We start from the raw sequence: 23115 nt of genomic DNA, 5'->3' as shown, positions 1-23115 counted from the left end.
ACAGTTCTTCATCATCACTCATGCAGAGGTCTCCAGACGCCAACGCAACGTTTCTCCGGCACGCAGCGGCACAACTTCAAAATCGCCAAAAGGCAGGGAGCTAGGTGCTTTCCACTCTTCACGCACCAGCGTTACGGTATCGGTATTATGCGGAAGGCCATAAAAGTCGGCGCCAAACAGGCTGGCGAAGCCCTCTAATTTATCCAGCGCGTCACGGCTTTCGAAGGCTTCGGCATACAGCTCAAGTGCTGCATAGGCGGTATAGCAGCCAGCGCAGCCGCATGCAGACTCCTTGGCGTGTTTGGGGTGTGGTGCTGAGTCCGTACCCAGAAAGAACTTTGGACTTCCGCTGACAGCGGCATCCAGTAGCGCTTCCTGATGCGTGTTGCGTTTGAGGATAGGTAGACAAAAAAAGTGCGGGCGGATGCCGCCAACCAGCATGTGATTACGATTATAGAGCAGATGATGCGCGGTGATGGTGGCGGCTACGTTCGCCGACGCATCACGTACAAATTGTGCTGCATCGCCTGTCGTGATGTGTTCAAGCACGACCCGAAGCGCGGGGAAGCGTCTGACGATGACGCTAAGCTGCTCGTCGATAAAGCGCTTTTCACGGTCGAAAATGTCGACTTCTGAGCGTGTAACTTCGCCATGTACCAGCAGCGGCAGTCCTACCTCGGCCATCGTTTCCAATACCGGAAAGGTATTGTCCAGCGAGGTGACCCCTGAGTCGGAATTTGTTGTGGCGCCAGCAGGGTAGAGCTTGACGGCATGTACGAAGCCGCTCGCCTTGGCAGCACGGATTTCGTCTGGTGTGGTGCGGTCAGTCAGGTACAGTACCATCAGCGGTTCGAAGCGGTTGGCGGCGGGGCGGGCAGCCAGAATACGCTCGCGATAAGCCGCGGCTTGTTCCGCATTGCGTACAGGTGGTACCAGGTTGGGCATGATGATGGCACGGGCAAAGGTGCGAGCAACATCGGCTACGGTTTGGCTCAAGGCCGCACCATCACGGAGGTGTATATGCCAGTCATCGGGACGGCGAAGCGTTATCCGGTCGGACATGCTGATTTCCAGGCGAACAAATGTGGAGAGAATGCTACCGGAAAAGGCGGACTCGGGCACGCCGCCCAGCCTAGAAGTATTTCAGAATAGCTGATCCATTGGGTGAAACAGGCAGAGTTGTTCTAAAGCAATGCCGCCTGCGTAGCGTTGGCGTACTATCCAGGTGCTGATTGTATTCAAGTTTTCTGGGTAATGAACCGATATCACAAGGGTAAGATTCTTCTATTGGATTCGGAGCCTCCCCGTGCGCCTTCGTTACTTGACCCTTCTACCGCTCCTGGCCAGCCTGCCGGCAATGGGCATCACATTCCAGGACCGCATTGAAAAAGCGGGATGGAAAGTGGAGGGCGATCAGTTTGAATGCCGGCTTTCTCAGGATGTTCCCCGCTTTGGTACGGGTGAGTTTGTTCGTCGTGCCGGAGAGCAACCTACCTTCAGGCTCAAAACATCTGAAAACTGGCTTTCCCAAGGCTCTGCGACGCTGCTGGCTGCCGCTACGCCATGGCAGCCGGGACGAGGTGATGAGTCGCTGGGTTCAATCAAAATTCAAAGTGGCAATACTCCGCTCAATACGAGCGAGAGTCAGGGGCGGCGCCTGCTGACCGGATTGATGGAAGGTCGCAGTCCATTGATCAAATCGCGTAGCCGTAATGGCGACCCGCTTGAGGTTCGTATTTTACCCGCGAGGTTTGAGTCGGCGTATCAGGATTTCCAGCTGTGTGCTGCCAAGCTTCTGCCAGTCAACTTTGATCAAATTCGTCACTCCCTGGTTGGCTTTCCCAAGGGGGGAAGTGATCTGGATGAAGTGGCACGTAACAAGCTGGACATCATTCTTCAGTATCTCAAAGCCGATCCCACTGTAAACCATGTAGCGATTTCTGGCTTTACCGATAATTCCGGTAATCGACTCGATAACCGCCAGGAATCGCGGCTGCGTGCAATGGCTGTCATGCAGTATCTGAAAGCCAGTGGCGTTCCTGAGGAGCAAATGGAAATTCGCTTTTTTGGAGAGCAGTATCCTTTGGTCGCCAATAACAGCAAGGCAAATCGAGCCAAGAACAGAAGGGTGTCGATGGTGTTTACCCGTGAGCCTGTAGCCTCTGACTCCAAGCCAGAGTCTTCTACGGCAGCGCCAGCCGACGCGCCGGCGGCCGTTCCAGCTACAGCTTCGCAAGGTGGTAAGCCAAGCAGTTAATAGCGTACCGGGTGTCGCCTAGGCAACTTCTTGTGTCGCGCCTCTATAAATAGCTCCGCTTGGCAAGTAGAATCATCTTCTTTCTAAGCAATGCGTGGGAGCGAGTGGCATGACGGACGTCAAGAAGGTAGTCCTGGCGTATTCGGGCGGCCTGGATACTTCGGTGATCCTCAAGTGGCTGCAGGATACCTATAACTGTGAAGTCGTAACATTTACAGCGGACCTTGGCCAAGGGGAAGAAGTGGAGCCCGCTCGCGCTAAAGCCAAGGCTTTAGGCGTCAAGGAAATCTTCATCGAAGACCTGCGTGAAGAATTCGTTCGTGATTTCGTTTATCCGATGTTCCGGGCGAATACGGTATACGAAGGCGAATACCTGCTAGGTACTTCCATTGCTCGTCCGCTTATCGCCAAGCGATTGATCGAAATTGCCAACGAAACGGGCGCTGATGCCATCTCCCACGGTGCAACCGGCAAGGGCAATGATCAGGTACGCTTCGAACTGGGAGCCTATGCGCTCAAGCCTGGCGTAAAGGTTATTGCACCCTGGCGTGAGTGGGATTTGTTGTCCCGCGAAAAGCTCATGGATTATGCAGAAAAGCACAATATCCCGATCGAGCGTCACGGCAAGAAAAAATCGCCTTATTCCATGGATGCTAACCTCCTACACATCTCTTATGAAGGTGGTGTGCTGGAAGACACATGGACTGAGCATGAGGAGGACATGTGGCGCTGGACCAAGTCGCCAGAGGCTGCTCCGGATCAGCCGACGTATATCGAATTGACTTACCGTGCTGGTGATATCGTGGCTATCGATGGCAAGGACATGACGCCTGCCCATGTGCTGGCTGAGCTCAATCGCATCGGTGGCGAAAACGGTATTGGCCGTCTGGATATCGTTGAGAACCGTTACGTGGGAATGAAGTCGCGTGGCTGCTATGAAACGCCTGGCGGCACCATTATGCTCAAGGCCCACCGAGCTATCGAGTCCATTACCCTGGATCGTGAAGTCGCCCACCTCAAGGATGAGCTCATGCCTCGCTATGCGAGCTTGATCTATACCGGCTATTGGTGGAGTCCCGAACGCCTGATGCTGCAGCAGATGATCGATGCTTCCCAGTCCAACGTAAACGGGGTCGTACGTCTGAAGTTGTATAAAGGCAACGTAATTGTCGTTGGACGTAAATCTGACGATTCCCTGTTTGATGCGAATATCGCTACGTTTGAAGAAGACGGTGGTGCTTACAACCAGGCTGATGCAGCAGGTTTCATCAAGCTCAATGCATTGCGTATGCGTATCGCCGCTAATAGCGGACGCAAATTGTTTTGAGTGATCTTGCCCCGGATCAATGCCTGGGCAGCCCTTCCGTCTGGAGGGGCTCTCGCTCTTAAACGCTAAAAAAAAAAGCCCAACCGGGCTTTTTTTATTTACAGATCGAAATCGTATTCCGAGATCTGACGCTTCAAGCGACGCTCTTCAAGCATATTGTCTATTAAGCGGCGCTTGGTAAGGTTGGTTTTGCTGACAGGCACATCAGCAGCCTCAACGTCACCCTCGGTTTCTACGAAGTCATCATCAAGTTCGATATCACTTTTCTCGCTCGCCATGAGAAAACTCCTAGCATGAGGTGGTCAAGGAGCGGGTGCAGTTTGAGAGGACTACACAGCCCTTTTGGCGCACCTTATAGCGACAAAGTGATGAGTCGTAAAAAAGATTTTTTTAATCGATCAGCTTGAAAGTTACGGTACTTATCAATTATCCGATGTCTTGGCTTTGTATTCGCACAGGTCCTCAATGCGACAGCTCCCACAGCGGGGTTTTCGCGCCTGACACACGTAGCGCCCATGCAGAATCAACCAGTGGTGTGCATCCAGCAGATATTCCTTCGGAACCACCTTGAGAAGCTTTTGCTCCACCTCAACTACATTTTTTCCTGGAGCAAGATTGGTCCGGTTGCTGACACGGAAAATATGCGTATCAACGGCCATTGCAAACTGCCGAAACGCTGTATTTAAAATGACATTTGCAGTTTTACGACCTACGCCAGGAAGGGCTTCCAGTGCCTCACGTGTCTGTGGGACTTCACCGTTGTGCTGCTCGATCAAAATACGGCAGGTCTCGATAACGTTCTTGGCTTTTGTGTTATAGAAATTGATCGTATTGATGTATGCAGAAAGCCCATCCACACCAAGAGCATACAGGGTTTCCGGAGTGTTGGCCACTGGGAACAACTTTGCGGTTGCCTTATTGACCCCTTTATCGGTGGCTTGTGCCGATAGCATTACGGCAATCAGTAATTCGAAAGGCGTCGTGTAGGACAGCTCGGTCTTGGGATCAGGGTTGTCCTCGTGGAGACGACGAAAGATTTCCAGGCGCTTGGCGGCATTCATGGGAATAGTGGCTCGGCTTTCACGGTATAAGGGCTAACGCATTATTACGACGCCAAATGCTCTGACAGTTTATTTTCAAGCTCGGTCAATCGGCCACGCACTTCCAACAAGACATTCTCGGAAGTGTTCCTGTCGCGTTCAAGGCGTTTTACTTCTGCCTTGGCATAAGCAATCTGCGTCTTAAGGGTCCGCGTTAGAGGGTCGACAAGGCTTTTCTGTATCCGAGTATGCTCCGGCAGAGGTCTGTCTGAAGCCTTTTCAGCCATGTCCAAAGCGTTCTCAGCCTGATGAAGCATTTGGCGTAGTTGCGAAAGCTCCTCTTGAGGCGCACCGTTACGCTCTGCTGAGAGAAGCGCGGCACGGGCACTTACTAGACCCAACTTTGCCTGTTTCAATGCGTCCGGCGTCTTGGACGGCGTCTGATCTTCAAGATTTGCCAGGGCTTGTGCAGCAGCGGCAGCTGAACCGTGAAGCATGCTCAGCTGCTCTTGCTGTTCCGGGGTTGGCTGTTGCCCGAATGCTTTCTCAGCTTTACTGAGTTGCGCTCGTGCCATGGCAGCATTGATTTTAGCTCGCTTTATTTCAGCAGAAACATCAATCGGTTGGGCTTGGCTTGAAGGGCGGCTACCACTCAGCACTTCATCCAGCGCTTGCTGAGCGGCTTCAGCGGCCTGCTTGAGCCATTTAACCTGATCTTCCAATTGTTGTGTGGCACGCTGAGCCAGCTGCTTTTCAGCTTTCTTGAGCGCCATTTGGGCTGTAGAGGCGTTGATCTTGAGTTTTTTAAGTATTACGTCCGCATCAGTGGATGGATCTTTCTGAGCTTTGATGCGCGATATTGCTGCCTGGACAGGATCGACTGACGTGGCAGTTTGAACCGCCTCTGTCGACAATTGAGAGCGTGCCAGACGTGCATCTCGATCGGCCTGTTTACGCTGCTCTTCACGCGCCAGACGTGCGTTGTGTGCGTCATAGCGTAAGCGGTAATGAGCCGCTTGCTGCCGTTGCTGTTCGTGAGAAGGTTGTACAGATAGCGGGTTCAGATCGATACAGTCGACAGGGCAAGGCGCAATGCACAGTTCACATCCGGTACATTCAGCCGCTATGACCGTGTGCATCAGCTTTGCTGCGCCTACGATGGCATCCACCGGGCAAGCCTTTAAGCATTTGGTACAGCCAATGCATTCTGCCTCACGAATGAACGCTACCTGAGCAGGTGTGGGCGGGTAGGGTGAGTCCAGAGGCGTGGCCTCGACGCCCAGCAGCACGGCCAGATCATGAATGGTTTCATCCCCACCGGGAGGACATTTGTTAATGGCTTCGCCCGCCGCAATGGAAGTGGCATAAGGGAGACAGCCAGGATGGCCACATTTACCGCACTGGGTTTGCGGTAAAATCGCGTCGATTGCATGTATCAGGCTCATGCACATACATCCAGTGACGTGCGCATGGCGCCAAAAACAAATTCAAGCATGGTCAGCAGATAAAGCGGATAGCCAGACAGGGGCGTATTATCCGGGATATGGCCGCGAATGAACACCTGCCGCTGGCCAGCGGCAGGCTGCTAGATCAACGAGGCACTATGGAGGCCATCGATCAGGACTTGCGGTCGCCCTTTGGAGCAAGACTCAATCCGTGCGCGAACTCCATAAACTTCTGCCAGACTATCCGCATCGATCACGCTCTGCGGAGTGCCATGAGCCGCCAGGCGTCCATTCTTGAGCATGACAATATGGTCGGTTTGTCTCAAGGCGATGTTGATATCGTGCAACACGATAAGGGTAACCATATCGCGCTGACGTGTTTCCTGGGCTATCACGTCCATCACATGAAACTGGAAGTTCAGATCGAGTGCGCTCAGGGGCTCATCGAGTAAAAGCAGTGTCGGTCTACGGATCAGGGCCTGTGCCAGACCTACCAGCTGTTTTTGTCCACCAGAGAGCTGGTCAAGGTAGTGCATGCCCAGGTGTTCGATCTCAAGGCGCCTAAGCAGGGTAAGCGCGTCCTCAGTGTCTTTGGCATGCGGCTGCCCAGAGGCACGGCGTGCAACCAGAAGCGACTCGAAAACACGCAGATGGACACTGGCAGGCAATGTCTGGGGAAGATAGACCACTTTCTCCGCGCGTTTGGCAAAGCTCAGACTGGTAAGCGCCTCTTCGTCCAGTGTGATGGTGCCTTTGGCCGGCGTCAGGCCAGCGATGGCCTTGAGTAAAGTTGACTTACCGCTTCCGTTGGGACCGAGCAAGGCGGTTACCTTGCCATGCGTAATGCCTTCAAGGGTAAGGTCCTGAATGATCGTTTTTTTGCCATAGCCAACATTCAGCCCCTGCATAGATAACGCGTGCATTACAGGCCTCCCTTGTTGCGCAGGACAACCGTGAGGAAAAAGGGTATACCCACAAGAGCCGTTACGATTCCAACCGGTATCAGCACGCCGGGGAGCAGGTTCTTGGATGCAACAGATGCAAGTGAAAGAATCAACGCACCGGCCAAGGCGCTGGCAGGTAGATAGAACCGGTGATCTTCGCCAAAGATCAGGCGAGAAATGTGCGGGCCTACCAAGCCAATGAAGCCGATGGTGCCTACAAACGCCACAGCCAGGGCGGTGAGAATACTAACTCTCAGCAGGGTGCCTAGCCTTAAGCGCTTGACATTGATTCCAAAGCTGGCTGCACGATCCTCACCGAGTCGTAACGCTGTCAGCTGCCATGCCCGACGAAGCGACAAGGGAAGTGCGATAGCGAGTGCCAGCGCCAGAATGCCGAGCTTGAGCCAGGTGGCTCGGGCAAGGCTTCCCATGGTCCAGAAGACCAGTCCTGAAAGCGTATCTTCACTGGCAACAAATTGAACCAGCGATACTAGTGCCTGAAAGGTAAAGCCCAAGGCAATACCGAACAGCACAATGGCGCTGGTTGTGGCTTGACGAAGCCGTGCGACAACGTCGAGTAGAAGGGTTGCTGCCAGAACAAACACAAAGGCGTTGATCGAGATAAGCCACTCGCTGGGTACACCTGGAATGCCCAGATTCAACACAATGGCCAGGGCCGCTCCGAACGCGGCGGCGTGTGAAAGCCCTAGCGTGAAAGGGCTGGCCAGAGGGTTATTCAGTATTGTCTGCATTTCGGCGCCGGCAAGGCCTAACGCTGCGCCGACACAAACGGCCATGAGCGCTTGCGGGAGACGAATATTCCAGACAATAACCGCCTGACTAGGACTGACCGACTCGCGATGCACCAGGGTTTGCCAGAGATCACTAATGCTCAGGCCGGCCGGCCCGAGCGTGAAGTCCAGTAATAACGAACAACCAATCGCGATTACGAAGATCGCTAGAATAAGGAGTCGCTTACTCAGGAGCGAGCGGTAATCGTTAGAGAGAGAGGCATCCAGGGCAGGATGCTCAATCGATTGCTTGGCGTTCATGGATTACTCTTGGCTTGCGTCCAGTAGGCGCCACGGATATCGACAGGAAGGAACTGGTTATTCAGCTCATCCAGCGTTTGCTTGGGGTCGACGTCCTTGAACGCGTCCGGGTAGAACCATTTGGCAAATGCCTCGATGGCCAAAATGTTGTAGGGCGAGTTATAGAAATTATGCCAGATGCCGTACGTACGGCCTTCATGAACAGCTCTGAGCGGCGCGATTTCCTGACGCTTGAGCAGACCTTGCAGGCTGGCGGCCGCGGCATCATCCGTAACGCCTGCGCCTGACTTCAGGCCATTGTCAGTGGAGCTCATGTCCCGAGTGCCACTTGCAATGTAGATATCAGGGTTAACACTCAGAAGGGTCTCGGCATTGATGTCGCCGATTACGCCAGGCAGCAGGGGAGCGGCCAGGTTGTTGCCTCCAGCCGCTTCGATAAATTCGCCAAAGTTGCCTTTACCGGCCGTATGGCAGCACGCTGCGCCAGGCCAGATACCTGCCAGCATTTCGATGAAGACATTGGGACGTTTGTCGCTAGGGATAGTTGAGACGGTTTTCTGAATTCGATCCAGATGACGTTGATAGAACGCGATGTAATCTTCAGCCTGCTTTTCTCGATGCACAGCCTTGCCAAGTACACGCATGCTGGGAATGGTGTTTTGCATGGGGTGCTGACGGAAATCAATGAAAACAACCGGCACACCTGCAGCCTTTAGCTGCTCTACCAGCTCATTCTTGACGCCCGGGCCGTGACCAGCAATGCCGAAGATTGCAATATCAGGCTTCAGGGAGATCGCTTTTTCATCGTTGACACTGGCTTCAGACGTTTTGCCAATAGTCGGGATCCTGTCGATTTGAGGATACTTGGCCTGATAGGCCGCGTAGCCCTGCTTGTCTACGGTACTGAGTTCACCTTGCCAGCCAACAATGCGGTCGAGTGGCTTGTCGCCTTCCAGTAGAGCCAGTGCATAAAGCATCCGTCCTTCGCCCAGAAGGATACGGTCAACCTTGGCAGGAATTTCTACCTGGCGGCCAGCGATATCAGTAATAGTCTCAGCATGAAGACCGCTCGACATGATGGCAGCCAGAGAAAAGCCTGATAGAAGGCTAAGCCAGCGCTTGCCAGACAATATGGAATTAAACATTACTCTTCCCTGCAAATGAGATGCTTTATTATTAGGCGGCTAACAGCTTATGTTTTCAAGTCTCTTTGCAATATTTAGCCGTTATTGTTCAACCACTTGTAAGAAAACGGCCGCTTATAGCGGCCGTTTTGATTACTTCACTCGCTGCCCTGGCAAGGCACCCGCGTCTGGACTTAACAAGAAAATATCCTTCCCACCAGGACCGGCTGCCAGCACCATGCCTTCGGAAACACCAAAGCGCATCTTACGGGGAGCCAGATTGGCAACGTACAGAGTAAGGCGACCTTCCAGCGTAACGGGGTCATAGGCGCTCTTGATTCCAGAGAACACATTGCGCAGCTCGTCTCCAATATCCAGCGTGAGTTGCAGAAGCTTGTCAGCCCCTGCCACCGCTTCAGCCTTAACGATACGTGCCACTCGCAGATCTACAGCGGAAAAGGCATCGAAGTCGATGGTTCCCGCAATAGGCTCCTTAGTCAGCTCACCATTATTGGAAGCCTGAGGCGCTGTAGCGCTGGCGGTCAGGTCTTCTTTTGATGCTTCGATCATCTCGGTCACTTTTGCAGATTCGATTCGTGTCATGAGGGGTGCAAATGGGTTTAGCTGATGATTCGCCAATGCCGTTGAAAGATCTTCCCAGTGCAGCGGAGCTATATTCAGGAACGTTTCGGCGGCCTCTGCGAGCTTGGGGAGTACGGGCTTGAGGAAGATGACCAGTTGACGGAAGAGATTGATGCCCAATGCGCAGATTGCCTGGACTTCATCCTGTTTACCTTCCTGCTTGGCCAGTGCCCAAGGCGCTTTTTCAGCAATCCAGGCGTTAGCCTGGTCGGCCAGCGCCATGATTTCACGCATGGCGCGCCCAAATTCGCGACCTTCATAGGCTTCGGCGATGCTGGGCGCCGCGGCCTGAAATGCCTGCCAGAGTTCAGGTGCCGGGTTGGCCTCGATCAAGAGCCCGTTATTACCCTTGTGAATGAAGCCAGCACAGCGGCTGGCGATATTGACAACCTTGCCCACCAGATCGGAATTGACTTTCTGGACAAAATCTTCAAGGTTCAGGTCCAGGTCATCTACACCGCGACCCAGCTTGGCGGCATAGTAGTAACGCAGGTATTCAGGCGAGAGATGCTCAAGGTAAGTACGTGCCTTGACGAATGTACCGCGTGATTTCGACATTTTCTGCCCATTTACCGTAACGTAACCATGAACGTTGACGGCGGTAGGCTTGCGGTAGCCTGCACCCTCCAGCATAGCTGGCCAGAATAAGGCATGGAAGTTGACAATATCTTTGCCGATAAAGTGATAGAGCTCTGCGGTGGAGTCCTTGCCCCAGAATGCATCGAACTCAAGACCTAGTTCCGGACGATGAGTGATCAGGTTCTGGAAGCTGGCCATGTAGCCAATTGGAGCGTCCAGCCAGACATAAAAATACTTGCCAGGCGCATCAGGGATTTCGAAGCCGAAGTAAGGCGCGTCACGGCTGATGTCCCACTCCTGCAGACCGGCATCGAGCCATTCGGCAATCTTGTTGGCTACTGACTCCTGTAAGGCGCCGCCGCGCGTCCAGCTTTTGAGCATGGCGTCGAAGTCAGGTAGCTTGAAGAAAAAGTGTTGCGATTCCTTGAGAACAGGTGTCGCGCCGGAGATGGCTGACTTTGGATTGATCAGATCCGTTGGTTCATAGGTAGCGCCACACTTTTCGCAGTTATCACCATATTGATCCTCGGTGCCGCATTTAGGGCAAGTGCCCTTGATGAAGCGGTCAGCCAGGAACATGTTCTTATCCGGGTCGAAGTACTGGGTCACTGCACGTGTAGCAATGTGGCCTGCATCCCGTAGCTTCAGATAGATCTGGCTTGCCAGCGCACGGTTCTCTTCCGAGTGCGTCGAATAGTAATTGTCGAAATCAATAAGAAAATCGGCGAAATCCGCCATGTGCTCGGTGCGAACACCATCAATAAGCTGTTGCGGCGTAACGCCTTCACGTTCGGCGCGCAGCATGATGGCGGAGCCATGGGCATCATCGGCACAGACATAGATGCACTGGTTGCCGCGCAGTTTTTGATAGCGCACCCAGATGTCAGTCTGGATGTACTCCAGCATATGGCCAAGGTGAATCGAACCGTTGGCATAGGGGAGGGCGCTAGTGACAAGAATCTTCCGGGGTTCGGACATAGGGCTCGACTGTCAATTAAGGCTAAAAATAATTGAACACTATAAAGGCCGAACCGTTTTTTTTCACGCCTGGTCCAATAGCTGAGTATTCGGGTAGGTTTTATCCTGTCTGACCGGTAGCATAGTGACTACGATTACACCGTACCCTTGTTTGGAGCTGTTATGAGCGCACTTACCCGCGAAGTGGTAGAAGCCACTCTGCGCCAGTACACCGATCCCTACCTCAACCAGGACCTGGTCACCGCAGGTTGCCTGCGCGATGTCACCCTTAACGGCGGACACATCGTCGTTAGCATCGAACTGGGTTATGCGGCGGGACTGTTCAAGAATGGCATGGCACAGGTGCTCAAGAATTCGCTGGAAAACCTGCCAGGTGTGACCCAGGCGGATGTCCAGATCCAGTGTGTCATCAAGCCCCATGCGGCTCAGCCTCAGGTTGAGGCGATGTCGAACGTAAAGAATATTATTGCGGTCGCGTCTGGTAAGGGTGGGGTCGGCAAGTCCACGACTTCTGCCAACCTCGCGCTGGCCCTGGCACGTGAAGGGGCTCGAGTAGGTATCCTAGATGCCGACATCTACGGCCCCAGCCAAGGCATCATGTTTGGTTTGCCTGAAGGTACACGTCCCAAGATCCAGGATGAGAAGTGGTTCATTCCGCTGGTGGCACATGGGGTCGAAGTCATGTCCATGGCTTTCCTGACCGATGAGCGCACACCTGTGGTGTGGCGTGGTCCGATGGTGTCGGGCGCGCTGCTGCAGCTGATTACTCAGACCGCCTGGAATAATCTGGATTATCTCGTCATCGATATGCCGCCAGGCACGGGTGACATCCAGCTTACGCTGGCCCAGAAGGTTCCTGTAGCTGGTTCTGTCATCGTAACGACTCCGCAGGATCTGGCCCTTCTTGATGCCAAGAAGGGCGTTGAGATGTTCCGTAAGGTCAATATTCCAGTGTTGGGCGTAGTCGAGAATATGGCTGTGCACATCTGCTCGAATTGTGGTCATGCCGAGCATTTGTTTGGCGAGGGCGGCGGCAACAAGCTTGCCAGTCAGTATGGGGTTGATCTTCTAGCCTCTCTGCCGCTATCCATGGCTATTCGCGAGCAGGCGGACCAAGGACGTCCTACGGCCATCGCTGATCCAGACAGCCAGATCGCCATGATTTATCAGGATATGGCGCGTCATGTTGGCGCACGCATTGCTCAGAGTGGAAAAAAGGCTGCCATCATGCCCACCATCACGGTTTCGGACGACTGATACCATTGACGAGCGAGGGACTGAATAGCGTTGGTCCTTCGCTTTCTCATGGTTTAGGTCTTTGATGAGTGCCGCCGTACCGGTAAGATGTGCGGTTATGTTTTTACCCCTGACAGGACAGTGCCATGAGCATCAAAGCAGATAAGTGGATTCGCCGCATGGCCCAGGAACACGGCATGATCGAGCCGTTCGTTGAGCGGCAGATGCGTGGGGAGGGAGCCGACCGGCTGATCTCTTTTGGCGTGTCCAGCTACGGTTACGATGTGCGCTGCGCTGATGAGTTCAAAGTATTCACCAACATCCATTCAGCTACCGTCGACCCGAAGAATTTCGATGAAAAAAGCTTCGTCGATATCAAGGGAGATGTTTGCGTTATTCCGCCAAACTCCTTTGCGCTGGCGCGTACCGTCGAGTACTTCCGTATTCCTCGTAACGTATTGACCATCTGCCTTGGCAAAAGCACTTATGCCCGCTGTGGCATTATTGTGAATGTCACGCCGCTTGAGCCGGAGTGGGAAGGGCACGTAACATTGGAGTTCTCCAATACTACCAACCTGCCAGCTAAGATCTATGCTAACGAAGGCGTGGCTCAAATGCTGTTCCTGGAATCTGACGAGCCTTGCGAGGTGTCTTACAAGGATCGTGGTGGAAAGTATCAGGGGCAACGCGGTGTAACACTGCCGAAAGCCTGACTGACAATAGTGGAAGAAGCCGGGCGTGTCCCGGCTTCTTCATGCCTGCTGATCTAACCAGTCTGCTCAACTGTATTAAGAGGCCGGTTAGACGGAGGCGTAATGAACGCTTTAAGTAGACCCTATCGCATGCCGATACAGTAAGAGCCATACAGCCATCTGTCGTGGCTGAGCGGACGGGCTTTTGCAGAGTTTCGCTTCAAGGTCCTTGCAAGATGGCCGATACCTAGGAAACGCTATTCTTAGGAGATTTGGCATGGCTAGCATTCTTGACTCTGTCGACCAGCGCACGCAGCTGGTAGGCGAGAACCGTCTGGAAATTCTGATGTTTCGTCTGTCCAGTCGGCAGATGTTTGCCATCAACGTGTTTAAGGTGCAGGAAGTATTGCACCTGCCCAAACTGACTTTAATGCCCAAGCGTAATCCGATGGTCTGCGGTGTCATTCATCTGCGCGGACAAACACTGCCGGTTATTGACTTGGCATGTGCCATTGGGATGAGGCCGATTGTGCCTGATCAAAACAGCACGATTATCGTCACTGAGTACAACCGCACCGTCCAGGCGTTCCTGGTAGGAAGCGTGGATCGCATCATCAACCTTAACTGGGACAGCATCCAACCACCTCCGGGTGGAGCCGGTCGTCAACATTATCTGACGGCTATTACCAAGTTTGAGGACAAGCTGATCGAAGTCATCGATGTAGAAAAAGTACTGGCTGAAATCGTGCCTTATAACGTCAAGGTTTCCCGCGAGCGCTTGGACGACTCGTTGCTGACCAAGGCGAAGTCACGTGAAATTATGTTGGTGGATGACTCCAGCACCGCGCTCAATCAGATGCGCGATACACTGACGCAGCTCGGTTTGACCTTCCACATCGCTACAGACGGTCTCAAGGCGTTGCAGAAACTCAAACAATGGGCCAAGGACGGGGTCAATGTTTCTGAAAAGCTGCTGATGCTTATCACGGACGCTGAAATGCCGGAGATGGATGGCTATCGCCTAACGACGGAGATCCGTCAGGATCCCCAGCTCAGTAGCCTCTACGTCGTACTTCATACCTCGCTGTCCGGTAGTTTCAACGAGGCGATGGTCAAGAAAGTAGGCTGCAATGCATTCCTGTCCAAGTTCCAGCCTGATTTGTTGGTTGAGGCGGTACGAACCCGATTGAGCCTGCTAGACCAATAAGTGTAGGTCCTGACGATAATTTTGTCCGTCAAGCCTGCACACAGGCGCTGATCTTTTCTAGACTCACGGCTTCTTTGGTCGACAGGAAGCCGTGCCATGTTTCATCTCAGCGGACTTTATCGTTATCCCGTCAAATCTACTGCGCCTGAGCCTCTTGAGCGTGCCGATATTGATTGCCTAGGCGTGGCGGGTGATCGGCGATGGATGGTGGTAGAGGCTTCGACAGGACGTTTCCTGACCCAGCGATTGTTACCCAGCATGGGGCAGATTGTAGCCCGTTGGATCAGTAACGGTTGTCTCTCGCTTAATGCCCCTGGAATGTCAACGCTTGAAATTTCCGTTCCTCTGCCAGATGAGGCCCTGCAGGGCGTCACACTCTGGCGAGACACGTTCCAGGTTCCAGAGGCAGGAGAAGAAGCCAATGCCTGGTTAAGCACCTTCTTGGACAGACCTTGTCGCTTGGTGTATATGCCCGAAAGTCGGGCGCGTCAGGTTGATACTGCTTATGCCAGTCCTGGTGATTACGTTAATTTCGCAGATGGTTTTCCATTGCTACTGATTGGCCAAGCCTCTCTGGATGATCTGGCTCAGCGCGTGGGCCGGCCTTTGGATATGAGGCGGTTCAGACCTAATCTGGTCGTTGAAGGTAGCAAGGCTTACGCGGAGGATAAATGGACGCATATACGAATAGGGGAGGTTGAATTTCGTATTGTGAAGCCTTGCTCTCGGTGTGTACTGATTACTGTTGATCCGGTTACCAGCGTGCGCAGTCATGACCGGGAGCCTTTAGCAACACTGAAGACTTATAGAGAACATGAGGGCGCCGTTTACTTTGGGCAGAATCTGATCCAGCTTAATCCAGGCGCAGTGAATATCGGTATGCCTGTTGAGGTGCTGGCATAGCGCAGTGGAAATGAAAAGGCCCTTCTGAGAAGGGCCTTTGTCATCAACCAGCTACTAGAACCCGTATGGATTCAAGGCGTAGCGATGCTTTGTCCAAGTGGGCAATACCTTCTTCACGCTGCTGACGCAGGGTGTCGATTTCAGTATCACGAACACTTGGGTTGACGGCTTGCAATGCCGTCAAGCGAGCCAGCTCCTCGTCCATGTTGGCAACGAAGCGCTGACGTGCCAGTTCGACGCGCTCGTTATGACGAGGCAATACCTTGCCTTCGCCAGCCGCCACGAGTTTGCTCAAGGCGTCACGCTGGGCTTGAACAAACTTGTTGGCGCTTCCGCGTGGTACGCTTTCCAGCTGATCATTAAGCGTCTCGAACGAAACGCGTGCAGCCAGATCATTGCCGTTTGCATCCAGCAGGCAGCGAAGGGCAATAGGGGGCAGGAAGCGAGTCAACTGAAGTGAACGTGGGGCTACCGCCTCGCTGACGTAAAGCAGTTCAAGCAGTACTGTGCCAGGCTTGAGTGCCTTGTTCTTGATCAGCGCTACTGCCGTGTTGCCCATCGAGCCTGATAGCACAAGGTCCATGCCGCCCTGGACCATGGGGTGCTCCCAGGTAAGAAACTGCATGTCTTCACGTGCCAAGGCCAGATCCCGGTCATAGGTAATCGTCACGCCTTCATCGTTACCCAGGGGGAAGCCTGCATCGAGCATTTTTTCGCTGGGCTTGAGGATGAGCGCATTATCGGAGTGGTCTTCGCTGTCGACGCCAAAGGCATCCAATAGCTTCTCCATATAGATCGGCAGTGCAAACTCGTCATCCTGTTCCAGGATCGCCTCCTGAAGCTCTTCACCTTCGCCGGAGCCACTGGAGTTAAGCTCAAGCAACCGATCGCGGCCTGTATGCAGCTCGGCTTCAAGTGCTTCACGTGTGCGGCGACCCTCTTCAAGCAGAGCTTGCCAGCTGTCTTCATCTCCACCAGGGAGCAGCGTGTTGAGCTGTTCACCGAAGCGCTGCTCTAGCGTATTGCCGGTAGGGCAGGTTGACAGAAACGCATTCAGTGCATGGTGGTACCACTGGAACTTGCGCTCCTGTGCGCTACCTTCGAGGTAAGGAACATGCAGCTGAATAGTGTGGCGCTGACCGATCCGGTCCAAACGGCCGATTCGCTGTTCCAGCAAGTCAGGGTGCGCGGGTAGATCGAACAACACGAGATGATGGGCAAACTGGAAGTTGCGTCCTTCACTACCAATTTCAGAGCAGATCAGTACCTGCGCCCCAAATTCTTCGTCAGCGAAGTAGGCGGCAGCCCGGTCACGCTCAAGAATGCTCATCCGCTCATGGAAAACCGTGGCCGGAATGCCCGAGCGCAGTCGCAAGGCGTCTTCCAAATCCAGTGCAGTCTCTGCATGTGCGCAGATGACTAGAACCTTGAATTTTTTCAAGCCTTTGAGGGTTTCAATCAGCCACTCTACACGTGGGTCATGGCGCCACCAGCGATCGTTTTCATCCTCTGGAACATACAGTGTTTCAGGATACAGCGAGGCGCTGGCATCCATGTACTGATCTGGGAAGGGCAAGGCTGATGCATCCAGGTTTCGCTCTGGAAAGCCCAGCACTGCGGCGCGAGTATTACGGAAAAGAACCCGACCTGTCCCGTGACGGTCCAGCAGCTCACGAATAAGACGTGAGCGAGCCTCTTCATCACCAGCCGCAGCGGATGTGAGCAGCGCGTCGCCTTCCTCGCCCAGGAAACCATGAATGGCGGCACGTGAAGCATCGCTCATCGTGCCGTGGTCCAGCAGCTCTTGAACAGCTTCGGCAACCGGACGGTAATTGGCACTTTCATTACGGAATGCTTCAAGATCATGAAAGCGATTAGGGTCCAACAGGCGCAGACGAGCAAAGTGGCTGTCCTGTCCAAGCTGTTCGGGCGTAGCGGTCAGAAGCAGGACGCCAGGGATGACTTCAGCCAGCTGCTCGACCAGAGCATATTCGGGACTCACCTGTTCCGGGTGCCATACAAGGTGATGGGCTTCATCCACAACCATAAGGTCCCAGCCGGCTGCAAACGCGGCGTCCTGGGCGCGCTCATCACGCTTTAGCCAGTCCAAAGAGACCAAAGCAATCTGATTATCTTCAAAGGGATTGGTCGCGTCACTGGCGCGGAAGCGCTCTGAATCGAACAGGGCGACTTCCAGATTGAAGCGCCGGCGCATCTCTACCAGCCACTGATGCTGGAGGTTTTCAGGCACAAGAATCAGAATGCGACGCGCACGACCACTGAGCAGCTGGCGATGGATAACAAGACCTGCTTCGATCGTCTTGCCAAGGCCCACTTCGTCGGCCAAAAGGACACGCGGAGCAATACGGTCGGCTACACTACGGGCAATATGCAGCTGGTGTGGGATAGGTTGGGCTCGAGCGCCTGCCAGCCCCCAGAGTGGCGATTGCAGGAGACGACTGCTGTGTTCAAGTGTGTGGTAACGCAGGCTGAACCAGGAAAGCGGGTCGATCTGGCCTGCGAAAAGACGATCACTTGCCAGACGGAACTGAATAAAGTTGGACAGTTCAGCCTCGGTCATCGTGCGAGGCTCGTTTTTGGCATTCAAGCCGTGATAGGTGAGCAGGCCTTCGTTTTCTTCCACCTCACGAACGGTGAGTTTCCAGCCTTCAAAGTGGGTGATTTCATCACCTGGTGCGAAGCGTACGCGGGTCAAGGGTGCGTTGCGTTGAGCATACTGGCGTGTTTCTCCGGTAGCCGGATACAGTACGGTCAGAAGGCGTCCATCCTGTGCCAGGATGGTACCGAGCCCCAGCTCGGCTTCACTGTCACTGATCCAACGTTGCCCAGGTTGATACTGCGCCATGTAGTAGCTTCTCCCGCCCATTCAAAAAGCCGGTTATGTTAACGAATGCGCCCGCCGAGGCCAAAGCCTGATGGCATAAAATCTTTAAATAGGTATATCGCGAGAGGACAAGTTGATGTTACCGCCCATACCGCAAGCCTTGATTCCGATCACTACGCAGCACGATTCCGTAAAGCCTCGACCGGACATCGCTCCAGTAACAGCTGTCGCTCATGCAAAGGAAGCAGGCTTTCAATCCGTTCTGGATGAACAAAAGTTGGAGCAGGAAAGCGAAAAACGTCGCAAGCGTAAGCGGGGACTGCAGGTTTTACTGCCGGATGAGCGTGCCGAAGCATTGATGGAACCTTCCGAAAAAGGGCAGTGTGTTGATATCAAAGTTTAGGCGGCGGCTGGGTTCTATCAAGCCATATATAGCGCTCTATATAAGTCAATGCCAAGAGAGGGTCGGCCGCAAGCCCTCTCGGGAAGGAGACGGGAGGCCATGACTCAGACAGGTTTGGCGAATGCCGATGTGACGCTCTATGAGTCTTGGGTTGTTTCTCAGGAAGCTGACGACTGGATGGCGGAGCTGATTAAACAAACGCCATGGGAGCAGCCGCAGGTGCAGGTTTACGGCAAGAGCTATCCAACCCCCAGGCTCGTTGCTTGGTATGGTGATCCTGGAATCAGTTATGGATATTCCAGTCTTGCGCATCCTTCTTTGCCTTGGACGGAGCTTCTTGGCGATATTCGTGGTCGAGTGAGTCGGTTTTGTGAACACCCATTCAATGGGGTGTTGATCAACTATTATCGTAACGGCCAAGATGCCATGGGTTGGCATAGTGATAACGAGGCTGTGCTGGGCCGAAACCCTACAATTGCTTCGTTAAGCCTGGGAGAGGCGCGACGTTTTGATCTGCGTCGTCGCGGTGTGCAACGTATCGAGCATTCCATAGAGCTAACGCACGGCTCGCTTCTGGTTATGCGAGGTGCTACCCAGCATTATTGGCAGCATCAAATTGCCCGTACAAAACGGTCCATGTCTTCTCGACTCAATCTTACTTTTCGTTGGATACGAACGTGAGCGATAACAACCTGATTGATTTTACTTCCGAGCGAAGCAAGCGCGTCCATGATTTGAATGAAAAACGGCTGAACGAGATGCGGCAGGCGTTCGAACAGGCTCTGCCATTGGCGAAGCCCAAAAAGAAAGGCAAGTCAAAGCCCAAGAAACGTTGAGTGTCAGTTACCTACCTACCCAACCATTGACTGAGGTCAATAATTCGAAGCTGTCTCTCGTTTAACGTATACCCATTGCTTGGCCGCAGAGATCATCACCATGTTTATCGATGATGTCATCACAATGGGTATCGGCGCGTTGGCTTCGATTTCGCTATTTGTTGCGGTTGTAGGTTTCATCGTCTGGAAGGATATGCATAAACGCTGACCTTCTGGACAAAGGGCACGCAAGGCACTTGGGCGACTTCGGTCGCCTTTTTTTTGCTTTATTTTCAGGGATTAGAAAAAGGCTGGCTAAAAAGCCAGCCTTTTGTGTTTAGTGAGCAACTACAGGTTTGGTGCGATAGCCTTTCAAACCGTAGAAGAGAATGTAGACATAGCCCAGCATCGGAACAAAGAACGACATTAGCAGGCCGATGGAGTCAGCAAACATAGCCTGGATAAACGGAACCAGTGCGCCGCCAACGATGCCCATGCACAGCAGGCCAGAGCCCTTACTGGTGAACTTGCCTAGGCCGTCTAGAGCCAGGGAGAAGATGGTGGGGAACATAATGGAGTTGAACAGACCAATGCAAAGCAGAGCCCACATTGCTGCCTTACCACTGACTGCCATGGCAATCGCAAGCAATACGACGTTTGCAACGCTGTTGAAGGCCAGCACATAGTTAGGTCTGACGCGTGCCATGATCACACCACCGACAAAGCGGCCTACCATCGCGCCGCCCCAGTACAGAGCTAGGTAGCGTCCAGCTACATCACTCGAGAGGCCTGCCACGTCAGGGCTTTCCATCAGGCTGATCAGGTAGGTGCCGATCGATACCTCGGAGCCTACATACATGAAAATACCGATAACACCGAGAAGAAGGTGCTTGTACTGCCAGATGCTTTTGGCTTCGTGCTGAGGAGCGCTGTTCTGCTGGGTCTGAACTTCGTCATTACCGCCTTTGATTTGCGGCAATTTGATAAAGCCAATGATCACGGCAATTGCCAGAAGCATACCGGCCAGAATCAGGTAGGGCATCTGTACCGAAGAGGCATCTGTGCTGTGCTCGACCAGTGCCAGAATGGTTACGGCGCCAATCAGCGGGCCTACGGTTGTGCCCAGGGAGTTGAAGGCCTGAGTCAGGGTCAGACGGCTTGCAGCGGTTTCCGGCTTACCAAGAACAGTAACGTAGGGGTTGGCTGCCACCTGAAGGACAGTGATACCGCCCGCTAGTACGAATAGGGCCAGTAGGAAGAAGGCGTAGGAGTGCGCTCCGGCAGCTGGATAAAACAGCAAACAGCCAACAGCAGCTGTACATAAGCCGAAGATAATTCCCTTCTTGTAGCCAAGCCCCTCAACCAGGCGACCTGCCGGGAACGAGACGATGAAGTACGCGGTAAAGAAACAGAACTGAATCAGCGAGGCTTGAACGTAGCTCAGCGTGAAGACAGCCTTGAGGTGAGGAACCAGAATATCATTCAGCGAGGTAATCAATCCCCACATGAAGAACAGTACGGTCAGTACCGACAGGGGGCCTCTGTAATTTGGAACTTCGTTGGAATTATTCATCTTCTCTCCAAAGGGGTAGGCGACTCAAATAAACGCCCGTTTAAAGCTCGCATATGATTGATCCAATTCGTTTCGGTTCAATCCGCGCGGAATAATAGTTATGAACCGTGCAGAAATCGATTCAGCGAGAGGTTAAATTTTTAAAAAGTTCGTCTAAGGTCATGTTTTGGTTGTAAAAAAACCCGCACGGTGTGCGGGTTTTAGGGTGTTGCACGCGGCGCTGGATCAGCTATTCCAACGCTTGAGAATCAGCGTGGCGTTGGTTCCACCAAAGCCAAAGCTGTTGCTCATGACGACGTCGAGCTTGGCATTCTCCTGAGTCTCACGAAGAATGGGCAAGTCTGCTACCTGAGAGTCGAGCTCATCGATATTCGCTGAGCCAGCGATGAAGTTACCCTCCATCATCAACATGCAGTAGATCGCCTCATGAACACCAGCGGCACCCAAGGAGTGACCTGACAGGCTCTTTGTAGAGCTGATGGCCGGGGCCTTGTCACCAAAGACTTCCCGTACCGCCTTGACCTCCGCAACATCACCCACCGGGGTGGAGGTGCCGTGGGTGTTCAGGTAGTCAATCGGGGCGTCCACTGTAGACATCGCCTGGCGCATGCAGCGCGCAGCGCCTTCACCGCTCGGCGCAACCATGTCATAGCCATCGGATGTTGCACCGTAGCCTACGATTTCTGCATAAATCTTGGCACCACGAGCAAGGGCATGCTCGAGTTCCTCGACTACGACCATACCGCCGCCGCCAGCGATGACAAAGCCATCACGATTGGCATCGTACGCGCGGGAAGCTTTTTCAGGGGTTTCGTTGTACTGGCTAGAAAGGGCGCCCATGGCGTCGAACAAGAAGGACTGGGACCAATGCTCCTCTTCACCGCCACCGGCAAACACGACGTCCTGCTTGCCCAGTTGAATCTGCTCCATCGCCAGGCCAATGCAGTGCGCACTGGTTGCGCAGGCCGATGCCACGGAATAGTTCAGGCCTTTAATTTTGAAAGGCGTTGCAAGGCAAGCCGATACCGTGCTGCTCATAGTACGAGTAACCCGGTAGGGGCCGACACGCTTGACGCCTTTTTCGCGCAGGATATCCAGCGCTTCCATCTGGTTGAACGTAGATGCGCCCCCAGAGCCGGCAATCAGGCCGGTACGTGGGTTTGAAACCTGCTCTTCGGTCAAGCCTGAGTCTTTGACAGCCTGTTCCATTGCCAGGTAGGCATAGGCGGCTGCATCACCCACGAAGCGCTTGACCTTGCGGTCGATCAGCTCTTCCAGGTTCAGGTCGACGGACCCGGACACTTGGCTGCGAAGCCCCATTTCGGCATATTCCGGATTGAAACGAATGCCGGGACGACCTGCGCGCAGGTTGGCGGAAACGGTGTCTTTGTCATTGCCGAGGCAAGAAACAATGCCCAAGCCGGTGATCACGACGCGACGCATGCGGAAGGACCCTTAGAAACTTTCTGTTGAAGTGAATAGGCCGACACGAAGACCTTCGGCCGAGTAAATCTCGCGACCATCAACGCTAACCGTACCATCTGCAATGGCTAGAATTAGCGAACGTGTAATGGTGCGCTTGATATGTATGTTGTAGGTCACTTTCTTGGCAGTGGGCAGTACCTGGCCAAAAAACTTGACCTCTCCTGAGCCCAGCGCACGGCCGCGGCCAGGATTTCCCTGCCAGCCAAGATAGAAACCTACCAATTGCCACATGGCATCCAAGCCCAGGCAGCCTGGCATTACCGGGTCACCTTCGAAATGGCATTTAAAGAACCAGAGATCTGGATTGATATCCAGCTCGGCGACCAGTTCACCCTTACCGTACTTGCCGCCTACATCGCTGATATGAGTGATCCGATCGATCATCAGCATGTTCGGGGCGGGCAGTTGCGCATTACCCGGGCCGAATAGCTCGCCACGGCTGCAGCGCAGCAAGTCTTCGTGGGTGAAGGCGTGTTGTTTGGTCATGCAAGCTCCTGTAGCTGGCCTGGTGATCAATGTCGGCGATTATAGTGTCGCTCTCGCTATTGGACAGCCACCACATAGACAG

The 23115-nt window shown here is 53.6% G+C and carries 22 protein-coding genes; 10 read left to right on the top strand and 12 right to left on the bottom strand.

What is annotated here, in order from left to right:
- Positions 1-18: 18 nt before the first annotated feature.
- Entirely contained in the window at positions 19-1062 is a 1044-nt protein-coding gene (gene pyrC / locus JQR86_RS11995; RefSeq protein ID WP_434154904.1) for a dihydroorotase, read from the bottom strand.
- Positions 1063-1306: 244 nt separating this feature from the next.
- Here pyrC and JQR86_RS11990 point away from each other — a divergent pair, with 244 nt between their 5' ends.
- On the top strand, positions 1307-2257 hold the full coding sequence (locus tag JQR86_RS11990; RefSeq protein WP_434153639.1) for a flagellar protein MotY: 951 nt from the start codon (positions 1307-1309) through the stop codon (positions 2255-2257).
- A 109-nt stretch (positions 2258-2366) separates the two neighbouring features.
- Positions 2367-3584 carry an argininosuccinate synthase gene (locus tag JQR86_RS11985; protein ID WP_019365393.1) on the top strand — a complete coding sequence of 406 codons (1218 nt, stop codon included), beginning with the start codon at positions 2367-2369 and terminating at the stop codon, positions 3582-3584.
- Positions 3585-3682: 98 nt separating this feature from the next.
- Here the strand turns inward: JQR86_RS11985 and JQR86_RS11980 are convergent, their stop codons facing one another.
- The 7 genes from JQR86_RS11980 to metG all read right to left on the bottom strand — a co-directional run bounded on the left by JQR86_RS11980 (position 3683) and on the right by metG (position 11388).
- Positions 3683-3862 (bottom strand): PA3496 family putative envelope integrity protein, encoded by a 180-nt coding sequence (locus JQR86_RS11980; protein WP_010797819.1) that lies wholly within the window; start codon positions 3860-3862, stop codon positions 3683-3685.
- A gap of 144 nt (positions 3863-4006) precedes the next feature.
- Positions 4007-4645, bottom strand: coding sequence for an endonuclease III (gene nth, locus JQR86_RS11975; RefSeq protein ID WP_074827356.1), 639 nt, complete (start codon positions 4643-4645; stop codon positions 4007-4009).
- Between the two features lie 44 nt (positions 4646-4689).
- Positions 4690-6069, bottom strand: coding sequence for an electron transport complex subunit RsxB (gene rsxB / locus JQR86_RS11970; protein WP_407363136.1), 1380 nt, complete (start codon positions 6067-6069; stop codon positions 4690-4692).
- A 140-nt stretch (positions 6070-6209) separates the two neighbouring features.
- Positions 6210-6992, bottom strand: a complete 783-nt coding sequence (locus tag JQR86_RS11965) for an ABC transporter ATP-binding protein (RefSeq protein WP_010797822.1) — start codon at positions 6990-6992, stop codon at positions 6210-6212.
- Positions 6992-8065 carry a FecCD family ABC transporter permease gene (locus tag JQR86_RS11960; RefSeq protein WP_125887843.1) on the bottom strand — a complete coding sequence of 358 codons (1074 nt, stop codon included), beginning with the start codon at positions 8063-8065 and terminating at the stop codon, positions 6992-6994. Before JQR86_RS11960 ends, JQR86_RS11965 begins: the two co-directional genes overlap by 1 nt.
- Positions 8062-9210 carry an ABC transporter substrate-binding protein gene (locus tag JQR86_RS11955; protein ID WP_404627699.1) on the bottom strand — a complete coding sequence of 383 codons (1149 nt, stop codon included), beginning with the start codon at positions 9208-9210 and terminating at the stop codon, positions 8062-8064. Before JQR86_RS11955 ends, JQR86_RS11960 begins: the two co-directional genes overlap by 4 nt.
- A gap of 132 nt (positions 9211-9342) precedes the next feature.
- Positions 9343-11388: a methionine--tRNA ligase gene (gene metG, locus JQR86_RS11950; RefSeq protein WP_404627698.1), complete on the bottom strand. Its 2046-nt coding sequence runs from the start codon at positions 11386-11388 to the stop codon at positions 9343-9345.
- Between the two features lie 162 nt (positions 11389-11550).
- On the opposite strand from metG, the gene apbC reads away from it, so the two are divergent.
- The 4 genes from apbC to JQR86_RS11930 all read left to right on the top strand — a co-directional run bounded on the left by apbC (position 11551) and on the right by JQR86_RS11930 (position 15426).
- Positions 11551-12645, top strand: coding sequence for an iron-sulfur cluster carrier protein ApbC (gene apbC, locus JQR86_RS11945; RefSeq protein WP_010797826.1), 1095 nt, complete (start codon positions 11551-11553; stop codon positions 12643-12645).
- Between the two features lie 125 nt (positions 12646-12770).
- The gene (dcd, locus tag JQR86_RS11940; RefSeq protein WP_010797827.1) at positions 12771-13337 is read left to right on the top strand and encodes a dCTP deaminase; all 567 of its coding nucleotides are present in this window, start codon (positions 12771-12773) and stop codon (positions 13335-13337) included.
- A gap of 256 nt (positions 13338-13593) precedes the next feature.
- Positions 13594-14523: a chemotaxis protein CheV gene (locus JQR86_RS11935; RefSeq protein WP_010797828.1), complete on the top strand. Its 930-nt coding sequence runs from the start codon at positions 13594-13596 to the stop codon at positions 14521-14523.
- 96 nt (positions 14524-14619) lie between these two features.
- A complete protein-coding gene (locus JQR86_RS11930) occupies positions 14620-15426 on the top strand; it encodes an MOSC domain-containing protein (protein WP_239380431.1) in 807 nt (268 codons plus the stop codon).
- Between the two features lie 43 nt (positions 15427-15469).
- Here the strand turns inward: JQR86_RS11930 and rapA are convergent, their stop codons facing one another.
- On the bottom strand, positions 15470-18292 hold the full coding sequence (gene rapA / locus JQR86_RS11925; protein WP_074827346.1) for an RNA polymerase-associated protein RapA: 2823 nt from the start codon (positions 18290-18292) through the stop codon (positions 15470-15472).
- Positions 18293-18407: 115 nt separating this feature from the next.
- On the opposite strand from rapA, the gene JQR86_RS11920 reads away from it, so the two are divergent.
- From JQR86_RS11920 to ccoM, 4 genes are all read left to right on the top strand, one after another.
- Positions 18408-18674 (top strand): hypothetical protein, encoded by a 267-nt coding sequence (locus JQR86_RS11920; RefSeq protein WP_074827344.1) that lies wholly within the window; start codon positions 18408-18410, stop codon positions 18672-18674.
- A gap of 99 nt (positions 18675-18773) precedes the next feature.
- Positions 18774-19355: an alpha-ketoglutarate-dependent dioxygenase AlkB family protein gene (locus JQR86_RS11915; RefSeq protein WP_122042995.1), complete on the top strand. Its 582-nt coding sequence runs from the start codon at positions 18774-18776 to the stop codon at positions 19353-19355.
- Complete coding sequence (locus tag JQR86_RS11910; RefSeq protein ID WP_162997644.1) at positions 19352-19510, top strand: hypothetical protein; 159 nt, start codon at positions 19352-19354, stop codon at positions 19508-19510. The genes JQR86_RS11915 and JQR86_RS11910 overlap by 4 nt, the downstream gene beginning before the upstream one ends.
- A 100-nt stretch (positions 19511-19610) precedes the next feature.
- A complete protein-coding gene (gene ccoM, locus JQR86_RS11905; protein ID WP_019365407.1) occupies positions 19611-19718 on the top strand; it encodes a cytochrome c oxidase subunit CcoM in 108 nt (35 codons plus the stop codon).
- 108 nt (positions 19719-19826) lie between these two features.
- On the opposite strand, the gene JQR86_RS11900 is transcribed toward ccoM, so the two are convergent.
- From JQR86_RS11900 to fabA, 3 genes are all read right to left on the bottom strand, one after another.
- Entirely contained in the window at positions 19827-21062 is a 1236-nt protein-coding gene (locus JQR86_RS11900) for a sugar MFS transporter (protein WP_010797835.1), read from the bottom strand.
- A gap of 225 nt (positions 21063-21287) precedes the next feature.
- Complete coding sequence (fabB, locus tag JQR86_RS11895) at positions 21288-22505, bottom strand: beta-ketoacyl-ACP synthase I (RefSeq protein ID WP_407363137.1); 1218 nt, start codon at positions 22503-22505, stop codon at positions 21288-21290.
- Positions 22506-22517: 12 nt separating this feature from the next.
- A complete protein-coding gene (gene fabA / locus JQR86_RS11890; RefSeq protein WP_010797837.1) occupies positions 22518-23033 on the bottom strand; it encodes a 3-hydroxyacyl-[acyl-carrier-protein] dehydratase FabA in 516 nt (171 codons plus the stop codon).
- Positions 23034-23115: the final 82 nt, after the last annotated feature.

It is taken from the genome of Pseudomonas sp. JZ134, from assembly GCF_051027695.1.
Classification (GTDB): domain Bacteria; phylum Pseudomonadota; class Gammaproteobacteria; order Pseudomonadales; family Pseudomonadaceae; genus Chryseomonas; species Chryseomonas luteola.
This window is presented reverse-complemented; position numbering and strand designations above follow the sequence as displayed.